The following is a 26,529-nucleotide window of genomic DNA, read 5'->3' as shown; positions in this document are numbered from 1 at the left end:
GATTTGCGGGAAAAAGCCTCCCGCATGGCCGGAGGGCTCACCCGCCCATGGCGTGGCCCTAACGGGTGAAGTGCTGGTAGCCGCCGTCGCTGGGTTCGCCATCCACCTGCACGCCCTGCCCTTCGACGATGCGGCCGATGCGGGTAAGCGGAATCTCCAGCGATTCGGCCAGGTAGTGCAGCGCGTCGCGCTGGCTGGCGGCGGCAGTGAAACACAGTTCGTAATCATCGCCGCCGCGCAGTGCGCAGTCGCGGGCGCCATCGCGGCCCAGCAGTTCACGCAGCGCGTGCGAGATGGGCAGCAGGTCGGCATCCACTTCGGCCCCCACGCCACTGCGTGCGGTGATATGGCCGAGGTCGGCCAGCAGGCCGTCGGAGACATCCACCGCTGCATGCGCGAAGGCACGCAGGCGCAGGCCCAGGGTCACCCGCGGCGTGGGCCGCAGCAGGCGCTGGCGCAGGCTTTCGTAATCGGCAAGCAGGGTGGCGGTGGCCACGTTCAATGCACCCTGCTGCCACAGCCGCAGCGCGCCGGCGGCATCGCCCAGGGTGCCACTGACCCAGATATCGTCGCCCACCTGCGCGCGGTCGCGGCGCAATGCCTGGCCACGGCCGACCTGGCCCATCGCGGTGACGGTCAGCGACAGCGGGCCGCGCGTGGTATCGCCACCGATCAGCGCGATGTCGTGCTGGTCGGCCAGGGCGAAGAAGCCATCGGCGAAGGCATCGATCCAGTCTTCGGATGCTTCCGGCAATGACAGCGCCAGCGTGCACCACGCCGGGCGCGCGCCCATCGCGGCCAGATCGGAAAGATTGACCGCCAAGGTCTTCCAGCCGATGTCGAAGGCCGGGGTTTCAGCGGGAAAATGCACGCCGCTGTTGAGCGTGTCGGCGGTGACCACCAGCTGTTCGTTCGCACGCGGCTGCAGCAGCGCGGCGTCATCGCCGATGCCGAGCAGGATGTCGTCGCGCTCGGTGGTACGGGCGCGGATACGGTCGATGAGGGCGAATTCGGCCAGGGACATGGGGCGCTCCCGCTGTTGTACGTGCCGCGCCAGGCGCGGTGGGCGGTAGTGCCGGCCGCTGGCCGGCAACCTCAGGATCCCTGCAGCTGCCGGCCAGCGGCCGGCACTACCACAGGTGGGTCAGTGACCCGATTCGACCTTGCGCCATTCCACGGCGGCACGATCCAGCACGCCGTTGACGTAGGTGTGGCCATGTTCGGAACCGAAACGCTTGGCCGATTCGATGGCTTCGTTGATGACCACGCGGTACGGCACGTCCAGGCGGTAACGCAGCTCGTAGGCGGCCAGGCGCAGCACCGCGCGTTCGATCGCGTCCACTTCTTCGATGCCACGGTCCAGATACGGGCCGAGCGCTTCGTCGATGTCGCGACGGTTGTCGAGCACGCCGTGCAGCAGCGCCTCGAAGTACGCCAGGTCGGCGATTTCGCGGGCCTGCTCGTGGGCGAACTGGGCGATCAGCGACTGTGCGTTGCCGCCGGAGATCTGCCAGGCGTAGATGGCCTGCACGGCACGACGGCGGGCGCGCGAGCGCAGCACCGGATCGACGCCATCGCGGCGGACGGGTTTACCGGAGGGCTTGCCCTGGGTGTTCTTGTTCATGGCAGCTGCTCCAGAAGATTGACCATTTCCAATGCGGCGAGTGCGACTTCCTCGCCCTTGTTGCCGTGGCTGCCGCCTGCGCGGGCCTCGGCGTCTTCAACACGTTCCACCGCCAGCACGCCGTTCAGCACCGGCACGCCGAAGTCCAGCTGCACGCGCATCAGGCCTTCGGCGCAGCGATCGGCCACGTGTTCGTAGTGGCGGGTATCGCCACGGATCACGCAGCCCAGGGTGAGGATGGCGGCATGTTCATGGGCGGCGGCCAGGCGCGCGGCGACCAGCGGCAGTTCCCAGGCACCCGGCACGCGGATCACGTCGATATTGGCTTCGGTGATGCCATTGCCGGCCAGGCTCTGGCGGGCGCCAGCGACCAGCGTATCGGTGATGCGGGCGTTCCAGCGGCTGGCCAGGATGGCGAAGCGCGCCGACTCGGGAGTGCGAAGATCGCCTTCGTAGTGGCTCATATGCGGCTTGGGGGACTCGATAAGGGGGTAATTCTAGCGTGGATGGGCCCCGGCCGTGATCGGCGGGGCCCAGGGCGTGCCGACCAAGGGTCGGCACCCACCGTTGGCGGAGGTGTGGTAGTGCCGGCCGCTGGCCGGCAATCCCGGGGATGCGGTTGCCGGCCAGCGGCCGGCACTACCCATTACAGGGTCACCGTCTCCACCACTTCCAGGCCATAGCCGGCCAGGCCGATCTGGCGGCGCGGGGTGCCCAGCACGCGCAGCTTGCCCAGGCCCAGGTCCGACAGGATCTGCGCGCCTGCGCCGTTGCGGCGCCACTGGCTCACGTCCTTGTCCTTGCCCGGCACCACCGGTGCCGGCTGCTGGCGCAGGCGGGCCAGCAGAGACTCACCATCGCGCGGGGCCTGCAGCACCACCATCACGCCGGCGCCTTCGGCATCGATTGCGCGCAGGGCATCGGTGGCGGCCACGCCGAAGTCGTCACGGCGCCAGTGCAGCAGGTCTGCCAGTGGGTTTTCCACCTGCACGCGCACCAGGGTCGGGGTTTCCGCATCCGGGGTGCCGCGGACCAGGGCGAAATGCAGGTCGTGGGCGATGCGGTCGCGGTAGGTGACCAGCTTGAACGGGCCGAATTCGGTATCGATCTCGCGCTCGTCCACGCGCTCGACGGTCTTTTCGGTGGCCAGGCGGTAGGCGATCAGATCGGCGATGGAGCCCATCTTCAGGCCGTGCTCGCGGGCGAACACTTCCAGCTCCGGGCGGCGTGCCATGCTGCCATCCGGGTTCAGGATCTCCACCAGCACGCCGGCCGGTTCCAGCCCGGCCAGCATGGCCATGTCCACGGCGGCTTCGGTGTGGCCGGCGCGGGTCAGCACCCCGCCCGGCTGGGCGATCAACGGGAAGATATGGCCCGGCTGGTGCAGGTCCGACGGCTTGGCGTTGGGCTTCACCGCGGTGCGGATGGTGTGGGCGCGGTCATGCGCCGAAATGCCGGTGGTGACGCCCTCGGCGGCCTCGATGCTGACCGTGAAATTGGTCTGGAACTGGGCGGTATTGGCCTGCACCATCGGCGCCAGGCCGAGATCGGCGGCGCGGGTACGGTTCAGCGGCAGGCACACCAGGCCACGGCCATGGGTGACCATGAAGTTGATGTCACTGGCCTTGACCAGCTCGGCGGCCATGATCAGGTCGCCTTCGTTCTCGCGGTCCTCGTCATCGACGATGACCACCATGCGGCCCTGGCGGATGTCTTCCAGGATTTCCGGAATCGGGGCGAAATTCATGCGACATCTCCCTGTGGGTGCTGACCGTTGGTCGGCACACTGATCAGCCGCTCCACATAACGGGCGACCAGATCGATTTCAAGATTGACCGCGCTGCCTACGCCTGCGGCGGAGAAGGCGGTGTTGGCCACCGTGTGCGGGATCAGGGCGACTTCAAAACCTTCATCGTCCACTTCGTTGACGGTGAGGCTGACGCCGTCCACGCAGATCGAGCCCTTCCTGGCGATGTAGCGGCGCAGCGAGGCCGGCGCGGCGAAACGCCAGCGCTGGGCACGCGCGTCTTCGTGGATGGACAGCACCTGGCCCAAGCCGTCGACGTGGCCGCTGACCAGATGACCGCCAAGGCGATCGGTCGGGCGCATGGCGCGCTCCAGGTTGATGACCGCGCCCTCGCCCAGCTGGCCCAGCGTGGTCAGGCCCAGGGTCTCGGTGGAGGCATCGGCCTGGAAGCTGCTGGCGTCGAATGCGATGACGGTGAGGCAGACGCCGTTGATGGCGATGCTCTCGCCCATCTGCACGTTGTCGAACGGCAGATTCCCGACGTTGAAGGTGAAGCGGACATCGCCGCCGATGGGTTCGCGTGCGGCCAGACGGCCGACGCCTTCGATGATTCCAGTAAACAAGTAACGTTCTCCGCGGAATGTGAGCGAAAAACGCCGCAAGGCAAACAGGCGCACACAGGGCATGAGCCCTGTGGCACCGTCTTCTTTCATCCGGACTATGACCGTCGGCTCCGGCATTGGACCGGATCTGCTGACCCCCGGCCGTGGGCCGGGGCGCTCGCGGGCTCGTGCTTGCGCACCTACCGCCGGTGGGGAATTGCACCCCGCCCTGAAGACGTTTGTGTACCGGCGAACCGGCATGGCCAGTGTACCAGCCCGGGCTGAACGGGGTCGGATGCCACAGCTGTGACGGCCGTCGCTCGCAATTTGTAAAGCTTTCATTAAAATTCTGCCCCGGACGACATGAGGTCGCCACGGGCAGCCCGCTGGGCAGGCCCGCCAAAGGACTGAAATTCACAGGAATTCCCATGCGCAAGATGCTGATCGTGGCCGCCCTGCTGGCCGCCGCCCCGTTCTCGGCTTCGGCCGACGCCCTGAGCTACACCTACGTTGAAGGCGGCTGGACGCAGGTCAAGGTTGACGACAACGCACTGGACGACCCGAAGGTCGACGGCGGCTACCTGCGTGGCTCGGTGGCCATCGCCGAACAGGTCTACGTGTTCGGTGGCTGGTCGCGCACCAGCAAGACCCGCCATTACGGCGAAGATTCGCTGAAGCTGGAGCTGAACCAGCCGGAGCTGGGCATTGGCTACCACATGCCGTGGAGCGACCGCGTGGACTTCACCGCCGATGCCGCCTGGGTGCGCCAGAACGCCGAATCGACCCTGCGCTATGACGGCGTGCGTTACCACGGCAAGGACCACACCAATCTGGGCCGCGTCACCATGGGTATCCGCGGCAAGCCGTCGCGCATGACCGAAGCCTGGGCCAAGGCCGGCTACATGGATGGCGGCAACAACTTCAAGGGCACCTGGGTCGGCACCGTCGGCGGCCAGGTCAACTTCACCCGGACCTGGGGCCTGGTGGGCGAGATCTCCGGCTACCGCGACGTCACCCAGTACTCGGTCGGCGTGCGCGCCAGCTTCTGATCCAACGATCGCTCCTCGTCGTGCGATCGAACGGGCCCCGCAAGGGGCCCGTTTTTTTGGCCGGAGTACACCGCCATGTGACCTCGGGCCGCCATCGAAAGTACCGCTGGATGCGCTAGGCTTGCGCGCCTCTGGAACAGGAAAACACCGTCATGAAGACCTTCACCCGTACCCTGCTGGCCAGCGCCCTGCTGTGCGCCCCGCTGATGGCCGGCGCTGCATCGGCCCAACTGACCCCCGAGCAGGCCTTCGACCTGTACGCGCGTACCCTGCTGGAAGACGACGCTGCTGCTACCCGCACGCTCAACGACGCGCTGAAACCCGCCTTTGAAGGCCAGGACGCGGTGACACCGACCCCGGGCGCGCTGGCCAAGGCATTGGCCGAACCCTGGCAGACCGTACTGGCCAGCACCGGTGCCCAGGCCGACGCAGCGGCCACCGAAGCGCTGTATGCCAAGGCGCTGCGTGATTCGAAGTGCCGCGCGACCAAGAGCGTGATCGAAGACAACGAATACGTTGAAGACCAGAAGCTGGCGCGCATCAGTTTCAGCTGCCAGGTACCCGACCTGGGCAAGGTGCGCCCGCTGTTCGCCGCCAGCCTGGCCGCCGATGCCAGCCCGGCCTCGCGCAAGCAGTTCACCGATGCCTACACCCAGGCACTGCAGAGTGGCGCGCGCGTGCCGGTCAGCGGCACCTTCACCCTGTACTCTGCCAAGGACAATGGCTATTGGTACAGCGGCAATTTCGATGACCTGGTAGGCACCGTAGCCGGTGCACTGGCCCCGTTCGAAGACTGGATGCAGGACGCGCAGGCGGCCAGCGCGCCGAAGGTAACCGGCGTACCGGGCTGCGACCTGTTGCTGCAGCAGCACCGCAGCTGCGTGGCGAAGATCGCACCGGACCAGATCGGCGGCGTGGACGCGATGGCCGAGGAACTGAAGGCCAAGGCCCAGGTGAAGTCGGCCGACGAGATGACGCAGGAGTGCAAGGCGCTGCGCCCGATCGCCGAGATGATGTGGACCGACGCGTGCGCGTAAGCTGACGCGATGGCAACGTCAGCGATGCACATCGCTGACGGCAACGGCATCGACATCTGCAATAAATTGCATGGACCGCCAAGAGCAGGGGCAGCAGTCTTTCCGCCCCTGCCTTGATGGTGCCACCATGCGCCGCTACGCCCTGTGCTTTCTCATTGTTCTGGCCATGCCCCTGCGCCTGGCAGCAGCGCGGGAGCCGACGCCCGAGCAGACGTTCGATCTCCTGATCAAGGCAATGTACGAGAACGACACCGGCGCCGTGCAGGCGCTGGGCGGGCCGCCAGCCGATGCGGACACCGACACGTTCACGCTGCCAGGCCTGTTGGTCACACGCCTGGAGAGCCTCAAGCGGAACACCGGCCCCGACGCTGCCGACGCTTCGGCACACCAGACCTGGGCGTCAGACGTTGTGGCCGGCTCCCGATGCAGGGCCGAGCGCAGCGAGATCTGGCACGACGTGATTGCCGGCACGCGGGTGGCCGATGTCCACTTCACCTGCCGCGTGGGTGACGTGGAGCGCCTCCGCCCCTTGTCTGATGCCGCCCTGTTCGGCGGAACCGATCAAGGCCAGGAACGACTCTGGAAGGCGTACATGACGATATTGCGCGATGGCCCCTACCGCACCATCAGCGGCTCCACCCGGCTTGTATCTTCTGCAGTCGATCACGGCTGGCAAAGCGCACAGGATGGATACCGGGGTGAACGACTGCGTTACGGCCGCATCGAACGCGATGTGGGAGAGGTGCTGATTGAAGCGCTGATCATGCAACTTCGTGACCAGTCCAACGAGACCATGCGCACCGCCATCATGCACGTCACCGGCCTGGACGAATGCGACAACCTTGTCGATCGGCATCGTCGCTGCATGGCCCGCATCGCGCCGCAGGAACTGGCCGGCGCCCACGAACTGGCCCGGGCACTGAGCACAAGGCACAAGGAGGTTTCCGAGACCGAGCTGGTACAGCAGTGCATAGCCCTTCGTCCCAGAGTGGAGGCATTGTGGAACCGGGATTGCAGATGAGCAGCCCCCCGGCATCTGCCACCTGACAGGCTTTCGGACGTTCTGCATGGCAGCCGGAGTTGAATCGTTGCATGCTCTGCTGCGGTCCACGCGCGGCCCCGTTCGTGCGGCCGTGTCATTTCCTGATACTGACGTTGACACCCCTGGCCCCCGGACTTCACGCTCAACTGGCGTCCGCAACCGACCCTGCCTCGGAAAAGATCGTGATCGCCAACGTCCGGCTGCTCTCGCCATGGACGAGGACCAGCTTGTCGACTACCGCAACATCCCCGTCGCATCCTTCGTGCACCGGCAGCTCGAGCGCCGTCAGCACCAATAGAAGGCAAATGCGAGATTCACTCCCACCGCGGCGCGATGTCGGAGCCGCCATCGAAGCGTGGCTCTTCAGAGTGCCCGTTCAGTCCCTGCATTGTGAAGAGGCACCGGAAGGGTGGCAATGATGATTTCAAGGGCAACGGCTCGCTGGACGACAACACGGATGCAGGTCGCATCACTTATCCTGAGCGTCATATCTTGCGGTGCTTCGGGCGCATCATTGTCACCCGAACAGGAGTACACCCTCCAAGCACACGTGCTCCTGCAGGATGATGCCGAAGCCCGGCAGGTGCTCAGGACGCAGCATGGACACGCCGAGCCCTCCCAGACCATCGACTGGCAGCCCATCATCGAAGATGTGCCTGCATGGCTTTCGCGCCAAGCCTTCCCCACGCCTGCAGTGACTACTACCGTGACCTTTGCGGAAGCATTGGCCGCCCGCCTCACCAGGGTTCGCTGTACTGCGCTGGACTTCACCCCATTGGGATCACCGGAAATCGGCCTGTACCGTCTGGTGTGCCAGCTTCCGGACATCGAGCCGCTGCGGAGCGACTATCTGGCGATGCATGCGGCCCCGGACAGTGAGCGGCTGGCGCGCGTCGATGCACTCTTCCTGCGCTGGGCGTCGCTGCTTCGCAATGCGCCGGACGTGGCGCGCTGCACTCCGGTGATCAGCAGGTACCAGGCGCGGTCCGGATCTGAACACGCCCAGCGCGCGCAGCAGTTGTACCAGACCATTCTGGGGCGGCTGCTTCCATTCGATTCGTGGTTGGGTGCACCTCTGTCGGAAGGCGCCGAAGAGACCTGCGATCCCTGATGGCTTCCGCCGGGCATGGCCCGGCACGACCGGATTCGACTACCGGCGCAGCAGCAACCGCAGGTCATCCCCCACCTGGCGCTGGTCGACCACGCGCAGGCGGCGCTGCTGGTCCATCGCCTCGATGCCAAGGCCGGCCAGCAGCGGACGACCGCCATCACCCAGCAGCGTAGGTGCCTGGTACAGCAGCAGTTCGTCCACCCAGCCGCCGCGCAGCAGCGCGCCCGCCAGGGTGGCGCCGGCTTCGGTATGCACTTCGTTGATGCCACGCTCGGCCAGCAGCGCCAGCACCGCGCCCAGGTCCAGCCGCCCATCAATGCAGGGCACGCTGGCGAATTCGGCGTCGGCCGCATCCGGGGCGCTCACCGCTGCATCATGCAGGTACAGCGTCGGTGCCCCGCCCTCGCGCACGCGACTGCATTCAAGCGAACGCAGGCGCGAATCGAGCACGACGCGCAGCGGCGGCATCACCTCGGTGTCGGCCAGGCGCACGGTCAGCATCGGGTCGTCGGCCAGCACGGTATCGGCGCCGGTCAGGATCGCGCCCGCACGCGCGCGCCAATGCTGCACATCTTCGCGCGCGGCTGGACCGGTGATCCACTTGGAGCTGCCATCGGCCATCGCGGTACGGCCATCGAGGCTGGCGGCCAGCTTCACCCGCAGCCACGGGCGGTTGCGCTCCACACGCGACAGGAAGCCCTTGTTGATCTCGCGCGCCTGTGTCGCCATCAGTCCTTCGGCGACCTCGATGCCGGCGTTGCGCAGCAGATCGAAGCCGCCGCCATCGACCTTCGGGAACGGATCGCGCATCGCGGCAACCACGCGCGACACGCCCGCCTCGATCAGTGCCAGCGCACACGGTGGCGTGCGACCGTAGTGTGCGCAGGGTTCCAGCGTGACATAGGCGGTGGCACCGCGGGCCTCGCTGCCGGCCTCGCGCAGCGCGAACACTTCGGCGTGCGGTCCACCGGCACGCTGGTGCCAGCCCTGCCCGACCACACGTTCGCCATGGGCGATGACACAGCCGACCATCGGGTTCGGGCGGGTGGTGTAGGCAGCACGCTCGGCCAGGCGCAGCGCGTTGGCCATGTGCAGGTGATCCAGGACGGAGAACGGGGTGCTCATGCGGCCATGGTAACGCCGCCGGTGTTGATCCATGCCATCAGTGCCAACCAACGGTTGGCACCCACCAGGGCAGAGGTGGTCAGCCCTTCTTCTTCTTGGTCAGGGCAATCACGTCGCCCAGCAGTTGCAGCTGTTCGGTACTGGACGGTAGGTCGCGTTCCAGCTTCTCGATCTCCTCGCGGAAATCGGCAACGTCCTCGAAGCTGCGGTACACCGATGCGAAGCGCACATAGCCCACATGATCGAGCTTGCGCAGTTCGTTCATCACGAACTCGCCGACCTTGATCGAAGGCACTTCGCGCTCGCCGCTGATGCGCAGCTGGTGAACCACCGCGCGCACCGCCGCCTCGATCTTGTCCTCGGCCACGGCACGCTTCTGCAGCGCGCGGTCGAAACCCGCCCGCACCTTGCGCTGGTCGAACGCCTCGCGGGTGCCGTCGCTCTTGACGATGGCCGGCAGCTTCAGCTCAACCGTTTCCATGGTGCTGAAGCGCTCGCCGCACGCCTCGCACTCACGCCGACGACGGATCGTCGCGCCGTCTTCAGAGACGCGCGAGTCGATGACCCGGGTATCGGCATGTTGGCAGAAGGGGCAATGCATGGAACGCCTGGCTCAGGGGGCAACCTAGATGCCACGGTCATGGCAGCGTCGCAAAGGTACCTGAGAAAGGGTCCAGCAGCAAATGCTGCCTGCGCGGAAGTGCCTGCGCGAAAGCCGGAATGGGCGCCCGATGCGCTCCTTGGACCGCCACTCAGCCGGCCGGCCCCGACGCCGGAGTATTCCCGCCCCAGCGCAGCCACGCCAGGTGCCCCGCCATCACCAGCAACGGCGGGCCAAGCCCGAGGAAGCCCAGCGTCGTTATCTCACCATGCTTGAAGGTGAAATACAGCGTGGCGGCGACCACGCCCAGCGCGGCGAGGGTCCCCAGCAGCAGCCCAATCCAAGCGACAAGCGGGGATTGGCGCAGACCATCGCGGCCGCGCCACAGGAAGAGCCCGGTCAGCCACATCCATGACAACAGACCGAGAAGTCCGGCCAACGACCACAGCGCGATCACCGTAGACTCGTTGCCGGCCAGGTACTTGCCGTCCACCAGGTATATCAGGCCCAGCACCGCCACGGTGCCTCCTGCCGCCGCGGTGGGCAGGCCTACCAGCAGGCCTGCTATCCCCATCCATCGTTTGTGCTGCTGCTCATCCATGCGTTCCATTCCCTTTGATTGGCCGCGTCAGGCGCGGCGCTTGAGCCACACCAGCATGGCGGCCGGTACCAGCATCGACGGCCCCAGCAGCAATAGTTCCAACGCGGCGCCCCCCTGCTGGAAGCCGAACCATGCGGTCATCCAGAGAACCGGCAGCGCGGCCAGCCCACCGGCCAGCAGCAGCCACCACCAGATCGCGCGCACCTGCAGGCCGGCCCGGCCCTGCAGCAGGTAGCCGGCGCTGATCCACAGCCAGGCCAGGCAACCCGCCACGCCGGCCAGGCCCCACAGCAGTGGCACCAGATCGGGGGAGCGGTTGCCGCCGAAGGATTGCAGGCCAACAACCAGGAACATCACCGCGACCGCGCCGCCCATCGCCAGGCTGGGCAGGCCGAGCAGTACCGCCAACGCGGCGTACAGGTATTTGAGGCGACGCTCATCCATGCGCGGTTACTCCGATACCCGTGCTCGCACGGGCGGCACATCCACGGCATCGGCACGCGCACGCAGGAGCATCAGCATGCCGGTGGGCACCAGCAGCGACGGCCCAGCGAAGAGACCGCTCACCACCGCCGGGCCCAGCCCGGAGAAGGTATATATCGCCAATCCCAGCAACGGCAGGCCCGCCAGCACGCCCATGCCCAGCAACCACCACCAGCGTGGCGAGGCCGTGCGCAGGCCCTGCAGTCCATCACGCAACCAGATGACGCTGAGCGCGGCCCAGGCCACCAGGCCGGCAAGCGCGGCCGTTCCCCAGACACACATGACGGCAGCGAACCACAGCTTGTCAGCATCCAGCGAGACCAGGCCGATCACCCCCATGACCAGGGCGATGCAGGCGCCGACGCCGCCCATGAAAAGGCTGGGCAGGCCGAACAGCACGGCCAGCACGGCGTACACATATTTGAGGCGGCGCTCATCCATGCGCGAACACTCCGGTGCTGGGGTCAGAGCCCTTCCCTGCGGGAAGGGATCCGACCCCTGTTTCGATCAGCCGTAGACCGGGTACTTGCGGCACTGCGCGCTGACGGCGTCGCGCACGCGGGCGATGACAGCGTCGTCGTTCGGTGCATCAAGCACGTCGGCGATCCAGTTGGCCAGGTCCACGCAGTCCTGTTCGACGTAACCACGGGTGGTCACCGCCGGGGTACCCAGGCGCAGGCCCGAGGTCACGAACGGCGAACGCGGGTCGTTCGGCACCGAGTTCTTGTTGACGGTGATGTGGGCCTTGCCCAGTGCGGCTTCCGCGTCCTTGCCGGACACGTCCTTGCCGATCATGTCGACCAGCATCAGGTGATTCTGGGTGCCGCCGGAGACGATCTTGTAGCCGCGCGCGATCAGCGTGTTGGCCATCGCCTGGGCGTTCTTCACCACCTGCTGCTGGTAGGCCTTGAAGCCCGGTTCCAGTGCTTCCTTGAAGGCCACGGCCTTGCCGGCGATGACGTGCATCAGCGGACCGCCCTGGATGCCCGGGAACACGATCGACTGCAGCTTCTTGACCAGGTCTTCGTCGGCGCCCTTGGCGACGATGATGCCGCCACGCGGGCCGCGCAGGGTCTTGTGGGTGGTCGAGGTGACCACATGCGCGTGCTCCAGCGGGCTCGGGTAGACGCCAGCGGCGACCAGGCCAGCAACGTGGGCCATGTCGACGAACAGGTAGGCACCGACCTTGTCGGCGATGGCGCGGAAGCGCGCCCAGTCGATCACCTGGGAGTAGGCCGAGAAGCCGGCCACGACCATCTTCGGCTTGTGCTCCAGGGCCAGGCGCTCGACTTCGTCGTAATCGATCAGGCCCTGGTCGTTCACGCCGTACTGCACGGCGTTGAACAGCTTGCCCGAGGCGTTCACCTTGGCGCCGTGGGTGAGGTGGCCGCCGTGGGCCAGGCTCATGCCGAGGATGGTGTCACCCGGCTGCAGCAGGGCGAAGTACACGGCCTGGTTGGCCTGCGAGCCGCTGTGCGGCTGCACGTTGGCATAGTCCGCACCGAACAGCTGCTTCAGGCGGTCGATCGCCAGCTGCTCGGCGATGTCCACGTATTCGCAGCCGCCGTAATAGCGCTTGCCCGGGTAGCCTTCGGCGTACTTGTTGGTCAGCTGGCTGCCCTGGGCTTCCATCACCGCCGGGCTGGTGTAGTTCTCGCTGGCGATCAGCTCGACGTGGTCTTCCTGGCGCTGGGTCTCAGCGGCGATGGCCTTGGCCAGTTCGGGATCGTAGGATTCGATGCGGACGTCACGCGGGAACATCGGGTACTCCAGCAGGCAGGGAAAAGGGGTACGACTCAGCCCCCGATTGTAGCCCCGCACCGGCCCGCTGGGGCCGAAACAGACGGGGCCGGCATCCCCGAAGGAATCCGGCCCCGTATGGTTTCGATTGGCGTTGCGGGGTCAGCGCCCGCTGAGCACGTACTGGGCGATCACGCCGGTAGCGATGGCCACCAGCAGCATGTTGCCGCGGTCATCGCGGATCCAGTGGTGCCCGTACGGCGGACGGCGCAGGTGGTAGCGCGGGTAGTCATTCACCACGTAGACCGGGCCACGGTAGTAATCGCGGTAGGGCGAACCGACCCGCCAACCGTAGCCGCCATAGCGCGGCGGCGGCGGTGCCGGGCGATAGACCACACGCGGCGGTGCCGGGCGGTAGTAGCGGTCATGGTCGCGGTGCCAGTCGCGGCGGTCGCGTTCCCAGTCGCGCCGGGCCTCGCGGCGGTCGCGCTCCCAGTCACGGCGGTCCTGGCGCCACTCACGGCGATCCTCCCGCCACTCACGGCGGTCGTGGTCGCGGCGATGGTCGTTGTCGGCAAATGCCGGGGCCACGGCGCCCAGCGCCAGCACAGAGGCCACGGCGCCGGCCATTACTCGATTGATGCGCATGTCAGACCTCTGCTCGGGTGGGTGGTGAACCCATATTGCGCACCCGATCTGAACCGTTTCCGGCTGGAAACGCTTCCCGCTGAAGGACTGTGACGAAGTATTCAGGCCACGGCCAGCCCGGGGGCCCCTCCCGGGCGCGGCCCGGAACCGGTTCCGGCTATAATTGGCGGTATTCCATTCCAGTCTGTGCCCGCTGCCGTAACGGGATGTTCCCGTGACGGGTCGGGCGCAGGGCCGCGCCTACGGAGACCGCATGTCCTCGCAATACATCTACACCATGAACCGCGTGTCCAAGGTGGTCCCGCCCAAGCGGCAGATCATCAAGGACATCTCGCTGTCCTTCTTCCCGGGCGCGAAGATCGGCCTGCTGGGCCTGAACGGCGCCGGCAAGTCCACCGTGCTGAAGATCATGGCCGGCGTGGACACCGATTTCGAGGGCGAAGCCCGCCCGCAGCCGGGCATCAAGGTCGGCTACCTGGCGCAGGAACCGGAGCTGGACCCGACCAAGACCGTGCGTGAAGCGGTCGAGGAAGGCGTGGGCGAAGTGCTGCAGGCACAGGCCGCGCTGGACGCGGTGTACCTGGCCTACGCCGAGGAAGGCGCCGACTTCGACGCGCTGGCCAAGGAACAGGAGCGCCTGGAGGCGATCCTCGCCGCCGGCGATGCACACACGCTGGAAAACCAGCTGGACGTGGCCGCCGATGCGCTGCGCCTGCCGCCGTGGGATGCCGTGGTCGGCAAGCTGTCCGGCGGTGAGAAGCGCCGCGTGGCCCTGTGCCGCCTGCTGCTGCAGAAGCCGGACATGCTGCTGCTCGACGAACCGACCAACCACCTCGACGCCGAGTCGGTGGAATGGCTGGAACAGTTCCTGGCGCGCTACACCGGCACCGTGGTGGCCGTTACCCACGATCGCTACTTCCTGGACAACGCCGCCGAGTGGATCCTGGAACTGGACCGCGGCCGCGGCATTCCGTGGAAGGGCAACTACACCGACTGGCTGACCCAGAAGGACGAGCGCCTGAAGCAGGAAGACAACCAGGAAAAGGCTCGCCAGAAGGCGATCCAGAAGGAACTGGAGTGGTCGCGCCAGAACGCCAAGGGCGGCCGCACCAAGGGCAAGGCCCGTCTGGCCCGCCTGGAAGAGCTGCAGTCGGTCGATTACCAGAAGCGCAACGAGACCAACGAAATCTTCATCCCGCCGGGCGAGCGCCTGGGCAATGCGGTGATGGAGTTCAAGAATGTCTCCAAGAAGTTCGGCGACCGCCTGCTGTTCGACAACCTGAGCTTCCTGGTGCCGGCCGGCGCCATCGTCGGCATCATCGGCCCGAACGGTGCCGGCAAGTCGACCCTGTTCAAGATGATCACCGGCCAGGAAAAGCCGGATACCGGCGAGATCGTGGTCGGCCCGACCGTGAAGCTGTCCTACGTGGACCAGAGCCGTGACGCGCTGGAAGGCAACCACAACGTCTTCCAGGAAATCGCTGGCGGCCTGGACATCCTCAACATCAACGGCATCGAGATCCAGTCGCGCGCCTACATCGGCCGCTTCAACTTCAAGGGCCAGGACCAGCAGAAGATGGTCGGTTCGCTGTCCGGTGGTGAGCGCGGCCGCCTGCACATGGCCAAGACCCTGCTGCAGGGTGGCAACGTGCTGCTGCTCGACGAACCGTCCAACGACCTGGACATCGAAACCCTGCGTGCGCTGGAAGATGCGCTGCTGGAGTTCCCGGGCAACACCTTCGTCATTTCGCATGACCGCTGGTTCCTGGATCGCATCGCGACCCACATCCTGGCCTTCGAAGGTGATTCGCACGTGGAGTTCTTCCAGGGCAACTACCGCGAATACGAAGAGGACAAGCGCCGCCGCATGGGCGACGACGCTGCGCCGAAGCGCCTGCGCTTCAAGGCGCTGAAATAAGAAAGAAAGAAAGAAAGAACGGCCGCGCTCTGCGCGGCCGTTCTGCATTCTGGTAGGTCACCACCGTTGGTGGTGACGGAAGGCGTACCGACCAACGGTCGGTACCCACCATCAACGGTCGGTACCCACGACCAACGGGTTGAGATTTCCCCATGTCCCTGTTCGAGCGCCTGTTCCAGCTGCAGCAGCACGGCACCACCGTGCGCACCGAGCTGCTGGCCGGTGTCACCACCTTCCTGACGATGTCCTACATCGTCTTCGTCAACCCGGAAATCCTGGGGACCACGGGCATGGATGCCGGTGCGGTGTTCGTTGCCACCTGCCTGGCCGCTGCGCTGGGTTCGGCGGTGATGGCACTGGCGGCCAATTTCCCGGTCGGCATGGCGCCGGGCATGGGTCTCAACGCGTTCTTCGCCTTTACGGTGGTGGGCGCGGCCGGCCTGCCGTGGCAGCAGGCGCTGGGTGCGGTGTTCATTTCCGGCCTGGTGTTCCTGGTGCTGTCGCTGACCGGTGTGCGCGCATGGCTGGTGTCGGGCATTCCCTCATCGCTGCGCTCGGCCATCGTGGCCGGTATCGGCCTGTTCCTGGCGATCATCGCGCTGCAGAAGTCCGGCGTGATCATCGGCAATGAAGACACGCTGGTGGCACTGGGCCCGTTGAACACGGCACCGCCGCTGCTGGCCCTGGCCGGTTTCCTGCTGATCGCGGTGCTGGAAGCACGGCGCATCCGTGGTGCGATCCTGATCGGCATCCTAGCTGTGACCGGCGCGGGCTGGGCGCTGGGCGACGTGCAGTACCAGGGCCTGGTCTCGCTGCCGCCGAGCCTTGCACCCACCTTCCTGCAGCTGGACCTGCCGGGCCTGCTGCACCATGACGGCGGCGCGCCGCTGGCGGTGCTGCTGCAGGTGGTGCTGGTGTTCGTGCTGGTGGAAGTGTTCGATGCCACCGGCACCCTGTATGGCGTGGTCGGCCGCGCCGGCCTGCTGAAGCTGCCGGGCGCGCAGAAGCGCTTCGGCCGTGCGTTGCTGGCCGATAGCACCGCGATTGTTGCAGGCTCGATGCTGGGCACCAGCAGTACCACCGCCTTTGCCGAAAGCGCTTCGGGCGTGCAGGTGGGCGGCCGCACCGGCCTGACCGCGCTGGTGGTGTCGGCGCTGTTCCTGGCCGCGCTGCTGTTCTCGCCGCTGGCAGCGATGGTGCCCAGCTATGCCACCGCGCCGGCGCTGCTGTTCGTGGCCGGCCTGATGCTGCGCGAACTGGTGGAAGTGGACTGGAGCGACCTGACCGAATCGGTGCCGGCGGCGCTGTGTGCGCTGGCGATGCCATTCACCTACTCGATTGCCAACGGCCTGGCGTTCGGCTTCATCGCCTATGCCGCGCTGAAGGCCGGTACCGGGCGCTGGCGCGAAGTGCATCCGGCGGTGTGGCTGGTGGCGGTGCTGTTTACCCTGCGCTACGCGTTGGAGTGATGCCTGGCTGAGGGTCAGAGCCCATTGCTGCGCAATGGGATCCGATCCCATCGGTAGTGCCGGGCCATGCCCGGCGGATAGCACGCTCAGCGCTTGGGCTGCAGGCGGCCGTCGGCGGCGAAACGCCATCGTCCTTCGGCCCAGCCACGACCGAACAGCGCCAGCATCTGCGAGTAATAGGCCGGTGCGTCAGCACGCTGCTGCTCCGTACTGGGCAGACTGGCCAACAATGCATCGGCACGCTCCGCTTCGCCCTGCGCGATCAGATACGGCAGCAGTGCAGCGCGGAATCCGTAGTTGCCTTCACCCTGCCCCTGGCCACTGCGGGTGTCGATCTTCTCCCACATCGGTGCACCACTGCGCAGGCGCTGCAGCGGCCCGGACAGGGCCGCCAGCTGCGCACGGAACAACGGATCGCGCGGTGCGGTCATGCCTGCCCAGGTGTAGCAGCGGATGGCATCGTAGCTGCCGACCGCGCCACGCACCGGATCGACGACGAAGCGATCGCCTTTCCACGCCGCCCAGTCCGGTGCGAACCCGTGTGGGCTGGTCTGCTGCAACAGCTGCACGCTGTTGCGCGCCAGCGCCTGCCACGGCCCGCTACGATCCTCCACTGCAAAGCGGCGCAGCAGCGGCAGTGGCAGATAGCTGGGGTTGACCCGCGTGGCGTCCCCTTCGGTGAATCCCTGTGGGCCCGGCAGCAACATCGGGCCGAGCCCGGGCAGGTCCACGATCTCGCGTGCCCGCACCTGCGCGAGCATGCCCTCGGCGATGGCCTTCAACGCGGGACGCCGCCACAGCCGCGCGCCTTCCAGCAGCGCGTAGGCCAGCCAGAGATCGGAGTCCGAGGCCGGGTTGCCGTCCAGTACCCGCCAGCTTCCCTTGTCATCCCGCCCCCACAACCAGGCGGGCAGATGCTGGCGCATGTCGCCACCGGCGAGGTTGTCCTGGGTCCAGCCCAGGATGCGGTCGAACAGCGCCTGGTCGTTGTCGGCCAGGGCGAAGAACAACGCATAGGACTGGCCTTCGGAAGTGCTGCGCTGATCGTCCTGGCTGCGATCGATCATGCGTCCGTCGCGGCTCAGGCTGCTGTCGACCAGTACCTGCCAGGCCGGCCAGCGCGCTGCGGGCGCGGCCTGCGCGTGGCGCCAGCCAAGCAGCGGCAGCGTGGCGGCCGCCTGCAGCAGGCGCCGTCGCTGCAGGTCAGCGGAACTCGCCATATGGCACCAGTGGCGATACGGGCAACGGCAGGTTTCCCTGCCAGGGCTTGAAGGTGTAGCGCAGGTAGAGCTGGAACGAGTTCGGTGAGAAATCGCGGCTGCGCTGCAGGGTGCCGGCGGCGCCAAGCACGAAGTGGTCGCCCAGGCGGCGCTCGACCGCGCCGTACAGGCGGTAGCCGGTGCCGGTGCTCCGGCTGTCGCCGGTATACAGGCCGGCCTCGTCCAGCCGCAGCGGGCCATACTGCGGCTCCAGCTGCTCGATCACGCGATCGATCAAGGCCTGGTCGGGGAAGCGGCTGATCGAGGACGTGCGCGCGCTGGACACGCTGACCGAGCCATCCACGCGCACCGACCACACGTCGTTGCGCCAGGCGAAGCTGACCGGCAGGCTCAGCGACGCATAGCGCTGAGGACTGTAGTAACCGCCCTGGCCCAGCGAGTAGCCGCCCAGGTCCTTCTGGTAGCGCCAGTACATCGCGGTAGTGCCCACGTCCAGCCGCATGTCGGGGCGCTGGATCAGCTTGTGATACCAGCCCACCATCGCGCGTGCGCGGGTGTTGTCGGCCACGTTGTGGCCGGTCAGCCGATGCCAGCTCCAGTTCGACCACACCCCATCACGGCCGCCCTGGTCGTAGCCGAGGCTGAAGGTCACGCCGTTGGCGGTGACGCCACCCCAGCTGATGCCACTGCGCGGATCAACCGCGCCGGCCTGCGACAGCAGCGAATTGGTCATCGGCCGCCGCGACACCGTGGCGCCCCAGCCGAAGCGCCCGAGGTCGCCATTGAGGGTGACACCGCCGAGCCAGTTGCCGACCACGTAGTTGGATGGGGTGTGGCCGATATCCAGGTTCCAGCGGTCGTCCAGGGTGCGCCAGCCGACGGCGAAGCCAGCGCCGGAGGTGCGCCGCTGATGGACGAAACCGGTGCACCCTGGTGCGCGCAGGCGGCTGTTGTCGGCCTGCAGCAGATCCAGGTCGCAGCTGCCGAAATCCTCGTCGTAGGCGCCGTTCCCGTCGGACTGGAAGCGGCCGGCGTCGAAGCTCACCTGTTCGATGCGCGCCCAGCCCAGGCCACCGGCAAACGGTGCGTCGAGATGCGCGATGCGGGTATCGCGCGACAGCCGCGAGATGCCGGGTGTGCCGTCGCTGCGGCGGCCCGTATCCTGCATCACCGTCAGGGTGGGGTTCTCCTGCTGGTACAGGGTTTCCACGTCGCTGCGCAGGCTGCGCCGCAACCAGTCGTCGCCTGCGGTCTCGCGGCTGGCCAGGGTCAGCGCGCGGTTGTCGCGCGGCGTGGCCTGGCTGGAAGCCAACAGGCCGTTGTCGGCCATCGCCTGCGCGTACATGTCCAGCGCCTGCTGTGGATCATCGCGGCGCACCAGTCGTGCCGCGTCACGCCAGGACTGTGCATCGGGCCCGGCCTTGCGCGCCAGCAGCGCGCGCAGGATCGCCAGGGCCTTCGTGTCCTCGCGCAGGTCGGTCCAGATGGTGGCGAGCTGGCGCTGCTGGCCGATCCCGGCATCGTCCACTGCCGGCGGTGCGTCGTGCATCTGGCGGCGTGCGCTGGCCAGATCGCCGGTGCCGATCCAGGCCTGTACCTGGCCCAGCTGCGCATCCACATTGTCCGGCTGTGCAACAAGCACGCGCTGGTAGTAGTGCAGTGCCTGCGCATGATCGCCGCGCAGGCGCGCCCACTCGGCCATCAGCAGATCATTGTCGGTGCTGGACGGTTGCTGCTGCAGCAGCGCGATGGCTTCGGCCTCCCTGCCCTGCGTACGCAGATCCCACAGATGATCGACCAGCTGCTGCCGCTGCAGGCGCGCCGACAGCGCGCGGATGTCGTCGTCCCACTGCGCCTGCGGCAGCCCATCGAGCACCGCCAGCGCCTGCGGCAGCCGATCGGATCCCGACAGATAGAGCGCCTGCGCGTAGCGCGCCTCGGCACTGTCGTTGTGCGTGGCCATGTCGGCCACCACCACGTCGGCCTCCTCCTGCCGGCCGGCGGCGCGCAGCTCGTTGCCGAGCGCATAGGCCAGCCATGCATCGCCCGGCAGTTCGCCGCGCAGCTGCTGTCCCAGCGTGATCGCGGTGCTTGCATCACCGGCAGCCAACGCCTGCTCGCGGCGTTCACGCAGTCGACTGATCTGCAGCTGGCGCAGGTCTTCGGCATACAACCTGCGCTGGGCGGCAGGCAACGCGTTGATGAAGGCTTCCAACCGCTGCGGGTCGGTGCGGCCGTAGAGCTGCACCAGCTTGCGGATCACGTTGGCGTCGTTGGGCGCCACCCGCCGGGCAACCTGCAACTGGCGTTCCGCTGCAGCGTCATCGCCGCGGGCCACGGCCACGTCGACCAGGCCCAGTGCAGCAGTGACGTCGCGGGGCTGCTGGCGACGCGCCTGCGCATACAGTCGCTCGGCCTCGTCCAGCCGGCCGGCCGCCAGCGCCGCATCGGCCTGGTCCAGCTGCAGCCAGTAGCGGGTGCTGGCAATCAGGTCACGCCATTTGTCGTTGCTGTCACCGGCCGGGGTGGCCTGGACCGCACGCTGGAAATAGTTGATGGCCTGCTCGCGGCGGCCCTGTCGCATCAGCACCATGCCCAGCCCACCCAGCAGGTCGGGCTCGCGCGGATAGCCGCGCAGCGCCTGCAGGAAAGCGCGCTCGGCTTCTTCATTGCGGCCGGCATCGAGCAACTGCTGGCCGCGCAGGCCGGCGCGCCACGCCGGGTCGCTGACCCGCTTGTGCTGGTCGGTGTAGCGCTCGCGCACCAACGCGATGTCGGCAAACGTCGGGTTGCGGGTGATGAAGTCCTGCAGCCTGCGCACACTGCGGTCATCGGCCGGCTGATCCTTCAGGTAGGCCCACTCGGCATCCGCCGCCATGCCGCGGGCTTCCGGATTGCGCCCCATGCGCTGCAGCGCGGCCAGCGCCTCGGCATCGCGGCCGGCAGCGAACAGCATCTGCGACAGCGCCTGCAGCAATGGCACATTGCCCGGATAACTGCGGTCCAGTTCGCTCAGCGCGCGGATCGCCTGTGCACGCCCATCCGCCTGGGCGCCGCGCAGGCGCCAGTACTCCAGGCCCAGCTGCAGGCCGGGCGGATCATCGTTGAACAGGCGCCGGTAGATCGCCAGCGCTTCGGCGCTGCGACCACCGGCAGCGAACAGACGCGCCTGCTGCAGATCCTGCTGCAGGTCACCGCGATAAGCCTGCCAGAGGCGCTCGCCGGCGGCCAGTTCACGGGTACCCGTGCCGATCTCGCGCAGGCGCTTCAGGGTCGCCTCGGCATCCTGCAGCTTCTGCTGCGACAGCTGCACTTCCAGGATCGCCACCAGCGTGCCGCGATCATCCGGTGCCAGCATGCGCAGCCGCGCCAGCGCGTCTTCGATCAGGCTCTGGCGGCCGGTGGCCTCGCCAATGCGCACCTGCTGCAGCAGCCACTGGCGCTGCTCGGCGACGGTTCCGCCCGGTGTATCGGGCAAGGCCTGCGCCGCGCAGGGCCCGGCACCGGCCAGTCCCAACAGGACCAGGCCGGAAGCGGTGATCAGCGGATGCCGCGTACGTACCATCAGTGCCCCGGGTCCAGGCGCTTGGCCGCGACCCAGCGCAGCGTGCGCCACAGCAGGAAGGCGACCATCAGCACCACCACCGTGGCCAGCACCGCCAGCAGCGCCGGGTGATCGGCCAGGTGGTACCACAGCAGCAGCCACCACGGCAGCGCGCCAACGTAGTAGTGATCGCCGACGAACTGGCTGTGAATGCCCGAGGTACGCAGGATCGCCACCGAACCGGCGATGGCTTCGCGCTTGCCGGTATCGCTGAGTGCATCGTCGAGCAGGCCGTAGTCGGCGGCATTGCTGGCGGCCAGCGAAACGATGCTGCGCTGCGCATGCTTCGGCGACTGCATGCCGATGATCGCGGCAAATGGTGCCTGCGCGCTCACTGCCACTTCGGTCACCGCCGGGTCGCCATCGCGGCTGCCACGGCGGGCCTGTTCCATCGCCTGCTGCGGCGACGGCGACTGGCCGTTGAGCAGGCGCGTGCGCTGGTCATCGATCAGCAGCGACAGCTGCTGGCTGCCGCGCAGTTCGGCCGGCAGGGCGCCCAGCATCAGCAGGTCCGCATCCAGCGCGCTGGCCTGCTTCCAGTCATCGGAAAGGCGCAGGCCATAGGCTGGGTAGCCACTCTGCACGCCCAGCCCACCGATGAGGTTCAACAGCAGGCTGACCTGTGCTTCGCTGGCGCTGGAGGGCACCAGCACGACGGTCTCGGACAGATCGGCCATGCGGGTGAAGGGGAAACCACTGAGCGCGAATGCGGACAGGTCCGGCAGGCCCATGTAGTGATGGAAGCCGGAGAAGTCGATGGTCGAGTCTTCTTCGATCGCTGCCTGCAGGTTGGGCGGCAGCACGGTCTGGCAGTGGTCGCGTTGCGCACTGCCCATCACGCTGGCGAAGTTGAAATCGAACCGCAGCTGGTTGCGGTCGCCCAGTTTGAGCGCCGGAATCAGCAGACGCCCGTCGTCGGCACCGGCATCGCCGGCCAGCACCGGCAGGCGGATTTCCTCCAGGCCCTGCTTGCCGTTGCGACGCACCAGCGGGAAGCTGGAGATGAACTGATCGTTGATCGCCACGCCCAGCCGCGATTCATCGCTGCCGAACGGCGGCGTGTAGCGGTAGCGCAGGTTCAGCGGAATGCCCTGGTTGCGCCAGATGAACAGATCCGGCGGCAGGTTGAGGTTGACCGTGATCGGCTGCGGCGACACGCCATTGGCGTGCAGCTGCTGCGGGTAATCGAGCAGTTCGGCCAAGCGGACGGCGCGGTCGGTACGCACCCAGTTCGGTGCGTCGTACGGCTTGCGCGGGGCCAGCGGCTTGATCTCGTCGACGCTGACCTGGCGGCCACGGAACAGCACGTTGCCTGCAGCCATCGCGGCCACTGCCTTCTGCAGGTCGTCATCGTTGCGGCCCAGCACCAGCAGCAGCTTGCGCTGCGGGTCTTCCGGCAGCGACATCAGTTCGATCACCGGGCCCTTGACCGGGGCATGGTTGGCGATCACTGGCGGGAACCTGCCGTTGACCGCCAGCACCACCGCGTGGCCCTTGTCCGGCAGCGTGCCGAAGCTGACCGGGAAGCGCGCCTGGCGCCACCAGCCGGACAGGCTGCCGAAGTACGAGGACATCACCGCCGCCGCACGCTGCTGTGCCAGGCTCGGTGCGGCAGCGAACACCACCGGCAGTTCCAGCCGTGCGGTATCGCGCGGATCGAAGAACGGCAGCGGGAAGTTGGCCAGGTCGTCCTGCATCGCCAGCGGCTGGCCGCCCAGACGCAGCGTGCTGTTGCTGGACAGGTTGACCCACAGCGAGCTGTGCGTCGGCTCTTCGCAGATGTCGGTGTAGTGGCCGACGAACTCCAGCCGGACCTGGTTGAAATCGGCGATCAGGCGCGCGTCCAGCGGCAGCTTGGCCTGCACCGGGCGGCCCAGCTGGTCGTTGCTGATCGGCACCACGCCCATCATCGCGTCGTTGAGGTAGACCCGCAGGTGCGACAGGGTCGGCAACAGCGACGGTGACGGCGTGAAGCTCAGATCCAGCTCGGCATCGCGGACCAGGCGGTCACGGCGGACCTGGAACTCGAAGGTGGTGGCGTTGCGCACCCCCGACAACAGCGTGTCCTGGCGACGCCCCAGCTGCGCGAAGGTGTTCTGCCGCTGCCAGGGCCAGGCGCTGCCCGTCCAGGTCTGCGCCAGCGCGGGCTCGGCACCGGCGGCGGGAGAGGTGGCTGGCGCGGCCGGCACGCTCGGCACCGGCGGCGCGGCAGGCGCTGTTGTAGGAGGGGCGACCGGTGCCGGAGCAGGCGCGCCGTTGCCTGACGCCACGGGCAGGGCCAGCAGGGGCAGCAGCAGCCAGCGCAGAGAGGACGGAAGGGTCATGGACGAAGCCCTGGATCAGCGGCTGGGTCAGCCGGGTGGGAAGGAAGCGGACGTTGCGGAGCAAAACTGGCCAGCCATCGCAGCAGGCGACGGTTCCAGTGTGCCGGGCGGTCAAGGTCGAACGGTGCGAAATCACCCATCCGCCGATAGCCGCGCCAGCCCAGGACCAACACGCTCCACAGGCTGCGCGGCAGGCTCTTGGGTTGGTAACCGGCGTGCCAGTCGAGCCAGGCATCGGCGCGGGCAAACGTGCACTGGGCGAACTCCACGCGCTGGCGTTCGTCCTCGAACAGCAGCAGCAGGCCCAGTCGCTGGCCGACGGTGCGCTGCACCCGCGCCGGGAACGCGAATTCGCGGCGGCCCCGCCCCAGCAGCACCTGCACGCGCTGGCCCTCGGCCAGCTGTGCGTCTTCGCCGAGTTCAACGCCTACGCCATCGTTGGAATAGTCCTGCAACACGCCGCGCAGGCGGCGGCCATCAGGCACCTGCAGCGCCATCGGCAGGTGGGTGGTGACGCGATGCGTGCGCCGCACCTGCTGTACTTCTGCGGCCACCGCCAGCGCACCGCCGATGATCAGCAGGTTGTACAGCACCCACAGCGAGCTGACGACCACCGTGCCGCGTTCATCGAGCGGCCCGTGCATGAAGCGCCACACGGCAAAGCACAGGCCAAGCACGTTCAGCAGCGCCAGCACCAGGTAGGGCTGCGCCACGCGCCAGTCGAATCGGTCGCCGGCCTGGGTGCCGCCCTTGTCGGTGACGTTGAATTTGCCACGGCCCGGGCTGAACAGTGCCACGGTGGTGGGACGCGCGATGTACCAGGCCAGCACCGTCTCGTACACCTCGCCCCAGAACGGCCGCCGGTACTTGCCCTGGATGCGTGCGTTGGTGAGGCTGGCGTGGGCCATGTGCGGCACCACGAACAGCAGGATGGCCAGCGCCGGCGCATAGATGATGTAGACGTGCAGCAGCAGGAACGCCAGCGGCGCGGTGAGGAACACCAGGCGTGGAATGCCGGCCAGGAAATGCAGCATCGCGTTGGCGTAGCAGAAGCGCTGGAACAGGCTCAGGCCTTTGCCCAGCAGCGGGTTGTCGATGCGGAAGATCTGCACCATGCCGCGCGCCCAGCGGATGCGCTGGTTGACGTGCGCGCCGAGGCTGTCGGTGGCCAGGCCGGCCGCCTGCGGAATGCGCAGGTAGGCCGAGTTCCAGCCCTTGCGATGCAGGCGCAGCGCGGTGTGTGCATCTTCGGTGACGGTTTCGGTGGCAAACCCGCCGATGGCATCGATGGCCTTACGCCGCAGTACTGCGCAGGAGCCGCAGAAGAACGCCGCGTTCCACAGGTCGTTGCCGTCCTGCACCAGTCCGTAGAACAGCTCGCCTTCGTTGGGGTCGCTGCGGAACACCTGCAGGTTGCGTTCGAACGGATCGGCCGAGAAGAAGTGGTGCGGGGTCTGCACCAGTGCCAGTTTCGGGTCGCGCAGGAACCAGCCGCAGGTGATCTGCAGGAACGAACGCACCGGCAGGTGATCGCTGTCGAAGATGGCCACCAGCTCACCATCGATCAGGGTCAACGCATGGTTGAGGTTGCCGGCCTTGGCGTGATGGTTATTCGAGCGGGTGATGTAGTTGACCCCGGCGCGCTCGGCGAACTCGCGGAAGTCCTCACGCTTGCCATCATCGAGGATATGGATGCGCAGCTTGTCGGCCGGCCAGTCCAGGCCCATCGCTGCGTACACGGTGTGCCGCACCAGCGCCAGGTCTTCGTTGTAGGTGGGAATCAGCACATCCACCGTCGGCCACTGGTGGATATCGGCCGGCAGCGGCGCCGGGCGGCGACGCAGCGGCCAGGCCACCTGCACGTAGCCCAGCATCAGCACCAGCCACGAATAGGTTTCCGCCGCCAGCAGCACCACGCCACAGACCAGGTCGAAGGTGCTGTTCCAGTTCAGCGTGGCGGTATAGCGCCACCACAGGTAGCGACAGGACACGGTGATCGACAGCACCACCAGCACCAGCGTCGCATAGCGCCCCTGCATGCGCCGTACCAGCAGGGCGATGACCCACAGCAGCAAGACGAACACGAACTGCGCGAGATAGGTGAACGGCTGGGTGATGCACAGCGCCGCCAGCCCCAGCGTGGCCAACCCGACCAGCAGGGTCAGCACATGCCGCGAACGTGGCGACAGGCTGCCCACCTTGCGGCCGAACCAGGCCGCCACACGGCTGTTCCAGAATTCACTGGGCGCATCGCGCATCGCGCGCAGATAGCGCAGGCGGCCGCGACCGGCCGCGCCACGCAGTTCGGCAATGCGTTCGCGACGGGCCTGGGCCAACCGTTGCCGCCTCAGCGAAGGCTGCGGTACCAACCGCACCACCGACAGCCACATGACCTGGATCAGCAACCGCAGTGGATCGCCAGGGCGCCAGCGACGGTCGCCCTGGATCTGCGGGAAGGCGTTGCGCAGGCGCGGGGCCTGTGCCTGCCACGCTGGCCCTTCCAGGCGCAGGAATGCCCAGCCCACGCATTGCAGCAACCACAGCAGCGACCGGGTCGGCCAGGACGCATGCACGCGTTCGCGCA

The 26,529-nt window shown here is 67.4% G+C and carries 22 protein-coding genes and 1 riboswitch; of the genes, 6 read left to right on the top strand and 16 right to left on the bottom strand.

The window, feature by feature from the left end; genetic code table 11:
• Positions 1 to 58: 58 nt before the first annotated feature.
• The 5 genes from thiL to EZ304_RS12590 all read right to left on the bottom strand — a co-directional run bounded on the left by thiL (position 59) and on the right by EZ304_RS12590 (position 3,994).
• Positions 59 to 1,024 carry a thiamine-phosphate kinase gene (gene thiL / locus EZ304_RS12610; RefSeq protein ID WP_142807241.1) on the bottom strand — a complete coding sequence of 322 codons (966 nt, stop codon included), beginning with the start codon at positions 1,022 to 1,024 and terminating at the stop codon, positions 59 to 61.
• Positions 1,025 to 1,144: 120 nt separating this feature from the next.
• The gene (nusB, locus tag EZ304_RS12605) at positions 1,145 to 1,624 is read right to left on the bottom strand and encodes a transcription antitermination factor NusB (protein ID WP_005408062.1); all 480 of its coding nucleotides are present in this window, start codon (positions 1,622 to 1,624) and stop codon (positions 1,145 to 1,147) included.
• On the bottom strand, positions 1,621 to 2,088 hold the full coding sequence (gene ribH, locus EZ304_RS12600) for a 6,7-dimethyl-8-ribityllumazine synthase (protein ID WP_010481977.1): 468 nt from the start codon (positions 2,086 to 2,088) through the stop codon (positions 1,621 to 1,623). The genes nusB and ribH overlap by 4 nt, the downstream gene beginning before the upstream one ends.
• A 182-nt stretch (positions 2,089 to 2,270) precedes the next feature.
• Positions 2,271 to 3,371 (bottom strand): 3,4-dihydroxy-2-butanone-4-phosphate synthase, encoded by a 1,101-nt coding sequence (gene ribB / locus EZ304_RS12595; protein WP_099553571.1) that lies wholly within the window; start codon positions 3,369 to 3,371, stop codon positions 2,271 to 2,273.
• Positions 3,368 to 3,994 (bottom strand): riboflavin synthase, encoded by a 627-nt coding sequence (locus tag EZ304_RS12590; RefSeq protein WP_142807240.1) that lies wholly within the window; start codon positions 3,992 to 3,994, stop codon positions 3,368 to 3,370. The genes ribB and EZ304_RS12590 overlap by 4 nt, the downstream gene beginning before the upstream one ends.
• Before the next feature lie 74 nt (positions 3,995 to 4,068).
• Positions 4,069 to 4,214, bottom strand: a riboswitch (FMN riboswitch).
• 187 nt (positions 4,215 to 4,401) lie between these two features.
• Between EZ304_RS12590 and EZ304_RS12585 the strand changes: the two genes are divergently transcribed.
• The 4 genes from EZ304_RS12585 (at position 4,402) to EZ304_RS12570 (ending at position 8,212) form a co-directional block, all read left to right on the top strand.
• On the top strand, positions 4,402 to 5,022 hold the full coding sequence (locus tag EZ304_RS12585) for a hypothetical protein (RefSeq protein WP_142807239.1): 621 nt from the start codon (positions 4,402 to 4,404) through the stop codon (positions 5,020 to 5,022).
• Positions 5,023 to 5,174: 152 nt separating this feature from the next.
• Positions 5,175 to 6,059, top strand: coding sequence for a hypothetical protein (locus EZ304_RS12580; RefSeq protein ID WP_142807238.1), 885 nt, complete (start codon positions 5,175 to 5,177; stop codon positions 6,057 to 6,059).
• Between the two features lie 127 nt (positions 6,060 to 6,186).
• Positions 6,187 to 7,080: a hypothetical protein gene (locus tag EZ304_RS12575; RefSeq protein WP_142807237.1), complete on the top strand. Its 894-nt coding sequence runs from the start codon at positions 6,187 to 6,189 to the stop codon at positions 7,078 to 7,080.
• A 436-nt stretch (positions 7,081 to 7,516) separates the two neighbouring features.
• Positions 7,517 to 8,212, top strand: coding sequence for a hypothetical protein (locus EZ304_RS12570; RefSeq protein ID WP_221931193.1), 696 nt, complete (start codon positions 7,517 to 7,519; stop codon positions 8,210 to 8,212).
• A gap of 39 nt (positions 8,213 to 8,251) precedes the next feature.
• On the opposite strand, the gene ribD is transcribed toward EZ304_RS12570, so the two are convergent.
• The 7 genes from ribD to EZ304_RS12535 form a co-directional block, all read right to left on the bottom strand.
• Complete coding sequence (gene ribD / locus EZ304_RS12565; protein ID WP_142807235.1) at positions 8,252 to 9,337, bottom strand: bifunctional diaminohydroxyphosphoribosylaminopyrimidine deaminase/5-amino-6-(5-phosphoribosylamino)uracil reductase RibD; 1,086 nt, start codon at positions 9,335 to 9,337, stop codon at positions 8,252 to 8,254.
• Between the two features lie 79 nt (positions 9,338 to 9,416).
• A complete protein-coding gene (gene nrdR / locus EZ304_RS12560) occupies positions 9,417 to 9,938 on the bottom strand; it encodes a transcriptional regulator NrdR (protein ID WP_004143350.1) in 522 nt (173 codons plus the stop codon).
• A gap of 151 nt (positions 9,939 to 10,089) precedes the next feature.
• Complete coding sequence (locus EZ304_RS12555; protein WP_142807234.1) at positions 10,090 to 10,539, bottom strand: hypothetical protein; 450 nt, start codon at positions 10,537 to 10,539, stop codon at positions 10,090 to 10,092.
• 27 nt (positions 10,540 to 10,566) lie between these two features.
• Entirely contained in the window at positions 10,567 to 10,983 is a 417-nt protein-coding gene (locus tag EZ304_RS12550) for a hypothetical protein (protein ID WP_099553559.1), read from the bottom strand.
• A 6-nt stretch (positions 10,984 to 10,989) separates the two neighbouring features.
• Entirely contained in the window at positions 10,990 to 11,463 is a 474-nt protein-coding gene (locus EZ304_RS12545; RefSeq protein ID WP_099553557.1) for a hypothetical protein, read from the bottom strand.
• A 66-nt stretch (positions 11,464 to 11,529) separates the two neighbouring features.
• Complete coding sequence (gene glyA, locus EZ304_RS12540; RefSeq protein WP_010481990.1) at positions 11,530 to 12,783, bottom strand: serine hydroxymethyltransferase; 1,254 nt, start codon at positions 12,781 to 12,783, stop codon at positions 11,530 to 11,532.
• Positions 12,784 to 12,924: 141 nt separating this feature from the next.
• Positions 12,925 to 13,410 carry an RcnB family protein gene (locus EZ304_RS12535; protein ID WP_142807233.1) on the bottom strand — a complete coding sequence of 162 codons (486 nt, stop codon included), beginning with the start codon at positions 13,408 to 13,410 and terminating at the stop codon, positions 12,925 to 12,927.
• A 253-nt stretch (positions 13,411 to 13,663) separates the two neighbouring features.
• On the opposite strand from EZ304_RS12535, the gene ettA reads away from it, so the two are divergent.
• Positions 13,664 to 15,328, top strand: a complete 1,665-nt coding sequence (gene ettA, locus EZ304_RS12530) for an energy-dependent translational throttle protein EttA (protein WP_005412220.1) — start codon at positions 13,664 to 13,666, stop codon at positions 15,326 to 15,328.
• A gap of 152 nt (positions 15,329 to 15,480) precedes the next feature.
• Positions 15,481 to 16,797 carry an NCS2 family permease gene (locus EZ304_RS12525; protein WP_099553550.1) on the top strand — a complete coding sequence of 439 codons (1,317 nt, stop codon included), beginning with the start codon at positions 15,481 to 15,483 and terminating at the stop codon, positions 16,795 to 16,797.
• Positions 16,798 to 16,883: 86 nt separating this feature from the next.
• On the opposite strand, the gene bcsZ is transcribed toward EZ304_RS12525, so the two are convergent.
• Genes bcsZ through bcsA form a run of 4 tightly spaced genes read right to left on the bottom strand, consistent with a single transcriptional unit; the run spans position 16,884 to position 26,518 of the window.
• Positions 16,884 to 18,017, bottom strand: a complete 1,134-nt coding sequence (gene bcsZ, locus EZ304_RS12520; protein WP_142807232.1) for a cellulose synthase complex periplasmic endoglucanase BcsZ — start codon at positions 18,015 to 18,017, stop codon at positions 16,884 to 16,886.
• Positions 18,001 to 21,582, bottom strand: a complete 3,582-nt coding sequence (gene bcsC, locus EZ304_RS12515) for a cellulose synthase complex outer membrane protein BcsC (RefSeq protein ID WP_142807231.1) — start codon at positions 21,580 to 21,582, stop codon at positions 18,001 to 18,003. The genes bcsZ and bcsC overlap by 17 nt, the downstream gene beginning before the upstream one ends.
• Positions 21,582 to 23,945 carry a cellulose biosynthesis cyclic di-GMP-binding regulatory protein BcsB gene (gene bcsB / locus EZ304_RS12510; protein WP_260678105.1) on the bottom strand — a complete coding sequence of 788 codons (2,364 nt, stop codon included), beginning with the start codon at positions 23,943 to 23,945 and terminating at the stop codon, positions 21,582 to 21,584. The genes bcsC and bcsB overlap by 1 nt, the downstream gene beginning before the upstream one ends.
• On the bottom strand, positions 23,942 to 26,518 hold the full coding sequence (bcsA, locus tag EZ304_RS12505) for a UDP-forming cellulose synthase catalytic subunit (RefSeq protein WP_260678104.1): 2,577 nt from the start codon (positions 26,516 to 26,518) through the stop codon (positions 23,942 to 23,944). The genes bcsB and bcsA overlap by 4 nt, the downstream gene beginning before the upstream one ends.
• Between the last annotated feature and the right edge of the window lie 11 nt (positions 26,519 to 26,529).

Origin of the sequence: Stenotrophomonas maltophilia, assembly GCF_006974125.1 — a bacterium.
GTDB lineage: Bacteria > Pseudomonadota > Gammaproteobacteria > Xanthomonadales > Xanthomonadaceae > Stenotrophomonas > Stenotrophomonas maltophilia_O.
Note: the sequence above shows the minus strand (reverse complement) of the source record. Positions and strands in the feature narration are given on the sequence as shown.

What these genes read in the sequence shown, in the direction of transcription:
- thiL (WP_142807241.1), bottom strand. Translation starts at nt 1,024, where the DNA reads ATGTCCCTGGCCGAATTCGCCCTCATCGACCGTATCCGCGCCCGTACC.
- nusB (WP_005408062.1), bottom strand. Translation starts at nt 1,624, where the DNA reads ATGAACAAGAACACCCAGGGCAAGCCCTCCGGTAAACCCGTCCGCCGC.
- ribH (WP_010481977.1), bottom strand. Translation starts at nt 2,088, where the DNA reads ATGAGCCACTACGAAGGCGATCTTCGCACTCCCGAGTCGGCGCGCTTC.
- ribB (WP_099553571.1), bottom strand. Translation starts at nt 3,371, where the DNA reads ATGAATTTCGCCCCGATTCCGGAAATCCTGGAAGACATCCGCCAGGGC.
- EZ304_RS12585 (WP_142807239.1), top strand. Translation starts at nt 4,402, where the DNA reads ATGCGCAAGATGCTGATCGTGGCCGCCCTGCTGGCCGCCGCCCCGTTC.
- EZ304_RS12580 (WP_142807238.1), top strand. Translation starts at nt 5,175, where the DNA reads ATGAAGACCTTCACCCGTACCCTGCTGGCCAGCGCCCTGCTGTGCGCC.
- EZ304_RS12575 (WP_142807237.1), top strand. Translation starts at nt 6,187, where the DNA reads ATGCGCCGCTACGCCCTGTGCTTTCTCATTGTTCTGGCCATGCCCCTG.
- EZ304_RS12570 (WP_221931193.1), top strand. Translation starts at nt 7,517, where the DNA reads ATGATGATTTCAAGGGCAACGGCTCGCTGGACGACAACACGGATGCAG.
- ribD (WP_142807235.1), bottom strand. Translation starts at nt 9,337, where the DNA reads ATGAGCACCCCGTTCTCCGTCCTGGATCACCTGCACATGGCCAACGCG.
- nrdR (WP_004143350.1), bottom strand. Translation starts at nt 9,938, where the DNA reads ATGCATTGCCCCTTCTGCCAACATGCCGATACCCGGGTCATCGACTCG.
- EZ304_RS12555 (WP_142807234.1), bottom strand. Translation starts at nt 10,539, where the DNA reads ATGGATGAGCAGCAGCACAAACGATGGATGGGGATAGCAGGCCTGCTG.
- EZ304_RS12550 (WP_099553559.1), bottom strand. Translation starts at nt 10,983, where the DNA reads ATGGATGAGCGTCGCCTCAAATACCTGTACGCCGCGTTGGCGGTACTG.
- EZ304_RS12545 (WP_099553557.1), bottom strand. Translation starts at nt 11,463, where the DNA reads ATGGATGAGCGCCGCCTCAAATATGTGTACGCCGTGCTGGCCGTGCTG.
- glyA (WP_010481990.1), bottom strand. Translation starts at nt 12,783, where the DNA reads ATGTTCCCGCGTGACGTCCGCATCGAATCCTACGATCCCGAACTGGCC.
- EZ304_RS12535 (WP_142807233.1), bottom strand. Translation starts at nt 13,410, where the DNA reads ATGCGCATCAATCGAGTAATGGCCGGCGCCGTGGCCTCTGTGCTGGCG.
- ettA (WP_005412220.1), top strand. Translation starts at nt 13,664, where the DNA reads ATGTCCTCGCAATACATCTACACCATGAACCGCGTGTCCAAGGTGGTC.
- EZ304_RS12525 (WP_099553550.1), top strand. Translation starts at nt 15,481, where the DNA reads ATGTCCCTGTTCGAGCGCCTGTTCCAGCTGCAGCAGCACGGCACCACC.
- bcsZ (WP_142807232.1), bottom strand. Translation starts at nt 18,017, where the DNA reads ATGGCGAGTTCCGCTGACCTGCAGCGACGGCGCCTGCTGCAGGCGGCC.
- bcsC (WP_142807231.1), bottom strand. Translation starts at nt 21,582, where the DNA reads ATGGTACGTACGCGGCATCCGCTGATCACCGCTTCCGGCCTGGTCCTG.
- bcsB (WP_260678105.1), bottom strand. Translation starts at nt 23,945, where the DNA reads ATGACCCTTCCGTCCTCTCTGCGCTGGCTGCTGCTGCCCCTGCTGGCC.